This is a genomic window from Xanthomonas sp. SHU 308, from assembly GCF_000364645.1.
Classification (GTDB): Bacteria; Pseudomonadota; Gammaproteobacteria; order Xanthomonadales; family Xanthomonadaceae; genus Xanthomonas_A; species Xanthomonas_A sontii.
The window spans coordinates 1-3,537 of sequence record NZ_AQOK01000471.1; the positions used below are offsets into that span (position 1 = coordinate 1).

4 protein-coding genes and 1 pseudogene are annotated in these 3,537 nt (G+C 67.9%); 3 read left to right on the forward strand and 2 right to left on the reverse strand.

The window, feature by feature from the left end; all coding sequences use genetic code 11:
* Positions 1-748: pseudogene (locus D588_RS24935) on the forward strand (penicillin-binding protein 1C); the annotation flags it as partial.
* Between the two features lie 557 nt (positions 749-1,305).
* Here D588_RS24935 and D588_RS0114645 read toward each other — a convergent pair.
* Complete coding sequence (locus D588_RS0114645; RefSeq protein ID WP_017916516.1) at positions 1,306-1,890, reverse strand: ferritin-like domain-containing protein; 585 nt, start codon at positions 1,888-1,890, stop codon at positions 1,306-1,308.
* Positions 1,891-1,921: 31 nt separating this feature from the next.
* Entirely contained in the window at positions 1,922-2,404 is a 483-nt protein-coding gene (locus tag D588_RS0114650; protein ID WP_017909165.1) for a peroxiredoxin, read from the reverse strand.
* Positions 2,405-2,572: 168 nt separating this feature from the next.
* Here D588_RS0114650 and D588_RS0114655 point away from each other — a divergent pair, with 168 nt between their 5' ends.
* Entirely contained in the window at positions 2,573-3,040 is a 468-nt protein-coding gene (locus D588_RS0114655; RefSeq protein ID WP_010341349.1) for an Hsp20/alpha crystallin family protein, read from the forward strand.
* A gap of 135 nt (positions 3,041-3,175) precedes the next feature.
* A partial coding sequence (locus D588_RS0114660; RefSeq protein ID WP_017916517.1) for a DnaJ domain-containing protein occupies positions 3,176-3,537 on the forward strand: 362 nt, incomplete at its 3' end.

Sequence of the window (3,537 nt, forward strand, 5' to 3'; positions counted from 1 at the left end):
CACCGTCGGCGTCTGGGTCGGCCGCCCCGACGGCACGCCGCTGCCCGGCCAATACGGCGCGGTGACCGCGTTGCCGCTGATGTTCGAGACCATCGACAGCCTGCCGCGCCTGCGCGGCGATAACGCGCCGCGGCCGATGCCGGCGACGGTGCAGCAGGTGGACGTGTGCTGGCCGCTGGGCATCGCCGCCGAGCAGACCCCGCCGGCCTTGTGCCAACGGCGCTTCTCCGCCTATGCGCTGGATGGCGCGGTGCCGCCGACCTTCGCCGAGCGCGACGCGCGGCTGTGGAGCGCCGGCCGCGAGACCGTGCAGGTGGACGCACACAGCGGCCTTCGGCTGTCGCCGGATTGCGCGCAACCGCACGAGGCGGTCACCCGCGACCTGGCGCGCTGGCCGGCGCTGCTGACCCCGTGGCTGCACGCCAGCGAGCGCCAGGCCGGGCAATTGCCGGCGCTGTCACCGGACTGCCGCAACGACGGCCGTGGCCGCAGCGACGTATTGCGTATCGAAGGCCTCAACGACCGCGCCACCCTGGCACGCGCGCCGGGCAGCACCACGGTGCGTCTGCAGGTACGCGCGCTGGGCACGAGCACCCCGGTGGACTGGCTGCTGGACGGCCGCTGGATCGCCCGCACCGAGGGCGCACGCACCTTCCAGCGCGACTTCGCCGACGCCGGCGACCACACCCTGACCGCCCTGGCCAGCAACGGCGCCTGGACCCAGGTGCGGTTCCGGGTGCTGCGCTGAGCAGCGGTGGCGCGCGCGTCTTCGTAGAAGCCAACAGTCATGCAACCACGACGACCAGCGTAGGCGGGCGATCCGACCTCGGAAGCAGTCGGGACTGAAGTCCCTCCCACATCGCTCCCGGACACCGATAACTGCGGTCCCTGTGGGCGGCTGTCGCTTGGCTTTGGCTTTGGCTGTTGCTTTGGCTTTTGATTTGCCGGGTTCCCTTCCGAAGCGGCGGCCAGCGCGGGGAAACACCCGAAGGGCGGCGTACATGGATGTACGCCGTCCGCGGCAGGGGCAGGATGCCCCTTCCGCGGATCCCCGTGATGGACGCGGACCCGGAGCGCGCAGCGCGGAGGGCGCGAGGCAGGGCGCGCTTTCTTTTGGTTAACTTTTCTTTGCGCGAGCAAAGAAAAGTAACTCGCCCGCCAGGGCGAAAGCCTTTGCTTTCGCTTGAGATTTGCGTACCGCGCGAAGAGAAAAACATAGGAGCGGCCGCAGCCGCAACAGAATCCATCGGGAAGGTCTGTCGCGGCTGAGGCCGCTCCTACGAGAGGGCGTAACGCTGAACCGGCTTACTTCCCGATCCAGCCCTCCAGCATGTCCGAGAACTCGTCGGCATGCTCTTCTTCCTGGGCCAGGATGTCTTCCAGGATGCGCTTGGTGGTGGTGTCCTTGTCGCCGACGAAATTGATCATCTCGCGGTAGCTGTCGATGGCGATGCGCTCGGCGATCAGATTCTCCTTGACCATGTCGCGCAGATCCTCGCCTTCCTTGTACTCGGCGTGCGAGCGCGCGGTCAGCGTGTCCGGGTTGAGGTCCGGCTCGCCGCCCAACTGCACGATGCGCTCGGCCAGCTTGTGCGCGTGCGCCTGCTCCTGCTGCGCGTGTTCCAGGAACTCGGCCTTGACCGCGTCGGCGAGCATGCCGGCGGCCATGAAGTAGTGGCGGTAGTAGCGCAGCACGCACACGTACTCAGTGGCCAGCGCGTCGTTGAGCATCTTGATCACCGCCTCGCGGTCGGCACTGTAGCTCTTGGTGATCGCGCCGTCCTCGATGCTCTGGCGGGCGTTGGCGCGCAGCGTGGCGGTGTCGGTGAGGCCGGCGGTGTGCTGCAGCGGCTTGGCGTCGGTCTTGGGGGAGGCTGGCTTGTTGGACATGGCTGGCCGTTTCCTGTGGTGGGTAAGGGGATCAGTCGGGAAGGTGCTGCAGCACGTAGTCGGCGGCGGAGACCTTGAACTCGCCCGGCGCCTCGACGAACAGCGCCTGCACCACGCCGTCGTCGGCGTACAGCGCGAAGCGGCGCGCCCGCACGCCCATGCCGTAGCTGCTGGCGTCCAGTTCCAGGCCCAGCGCCTTGGCGAAGTCGCCATTGCCGTCGGACAGCATCTGCAGGCCGTCCGGCACCAACTGGCTCTTGCCCCAGGCCTGCATCACGAACGGGTCGTTGACCGCCATGCAGTACACCTCGATGCCGCGCTTGCGGAACTCTTCGAAGTGCTCCACATAGCCGGGCAGGTGCTTCTCCGAACAGGTCGGGGTGAACGCGCCGGGCACCGCGAACAACAGCGCGCGGCGGCCGTCGAACAACGTGCGCGTGTCCACGGCTTCCACGCCGTCGCGGATGCGCTGCAGCACCACTTCGGGAATGCGTTCGCCGGTCTGGATGGGCATGTCGGGCTCCTTGGATGAACCGAGTCTAGAAACGGAAATGGGAAGGTGGCGTCAACGCCTTGAAAAGCGCCGCGGCAGGCCTATCTGACCGGCATGGACGGCGGGCCGGTCCCGCCGCCGCGAACCGTCCCCTCGGGGTGTACCTCATTCACGTTTCAGGAGACCACGATGAGCATCGTCCGTTATCGCCAGTGGCCGGCCCAGGCCGCATTCCAGAACGAGATCAAGCAGGTGTTCGACCGCTTCTTCGACCCCAACGGCGGCACCGACGAATCGGCCGTCGTCACCGCGCAGTGGGTGCCGCGCGTGGACATCAAGGAGGAGCCGGAACGCTTCGTGCTGTACGCCGACCTGCCGGGTATCGACCCGTCGGAGATCGAGGTGTCGATGGACAAGGGCATCCTCTCGATCAAGGGCGAGCGCAAGAGCGAATCGGCCGCCGACACCGAGCGTTTCTCGCGCATCGAGCGCCGCTACGGCAGCTTCCACCGCCGCTTCGCGCTGCCCGACAGCGCCGATCCGGACGGCATTTCCGCCACCGGCTACCATGGGGTGCTGGAAGTGCGCATTCCCAAGCGTCCGGCGAGCACGCCGCGTCGCATCCAGGTCGATACCGGGGCCACGATCGTGCAGTAAGCGCCTGCTCGCAGCGGCGTCGCCACCGCGACGCCGCGCCCTCGCGGCCGGCCGTAGAATGGCCGGGCGATGGCGCAGTGCATGCAACCGGCCCGTTGCCGCAAGGCGGCGGGCCGACTCTTTTTGAGGTGATGGATGGAATTCAAGGATTACTACGCGACCCTGGGCGTGGAACCCAGCGCCGGCGATGCCGAGATCAAGACCGCGTACCGGCGGCTGGCGCGCAAGTACCATCCCGACGTCAGCAAGGAGCCTGGGGCCGAAGAGAAGTTCAAGGCGATCAACGAGGCCTACGAGGCCTTGCGCGACCCGCCCAAGCGCGCCGCCTACGACCAGTTGCGCGCGCAGGGCTACCGGCCGGGCGAGGAGTTCCACGCGCCGCCGAACTACGGCGGCGCGCAGGGATTCGACTTCGAGGAAGTGTTCGGCAACGGCGGCGCCGGCGGCGGCTTCAGCGATTTCTTCGAGAGTCTGTTCGCCCGCCAGCAGCGTGCCCG

Coding starts and splice junctions, on each gene's coding strand:
- D588_RS0114655 (WP_010341349.1), top strand. CDS start 2,573: ATGAGCATCGTCCGTTATCGCCAGTGGCCGGCCCAGGCCGCATTCCAG.
- D588_RS0114650 (WP_017909165.1), bottom strand. CDS start 2,404: ATGCCCATCCAGACCGGCGAACGCATTCCCGAAGTGGTGCTGCAGCGC.
- D588_RS0114645 (WP_017916516.1), bottom strand. CDS start 1,890: ATGTCCAACAAGCCAGCCTCCCCCAAGACCGACGCCAAGCCGCTGCAG.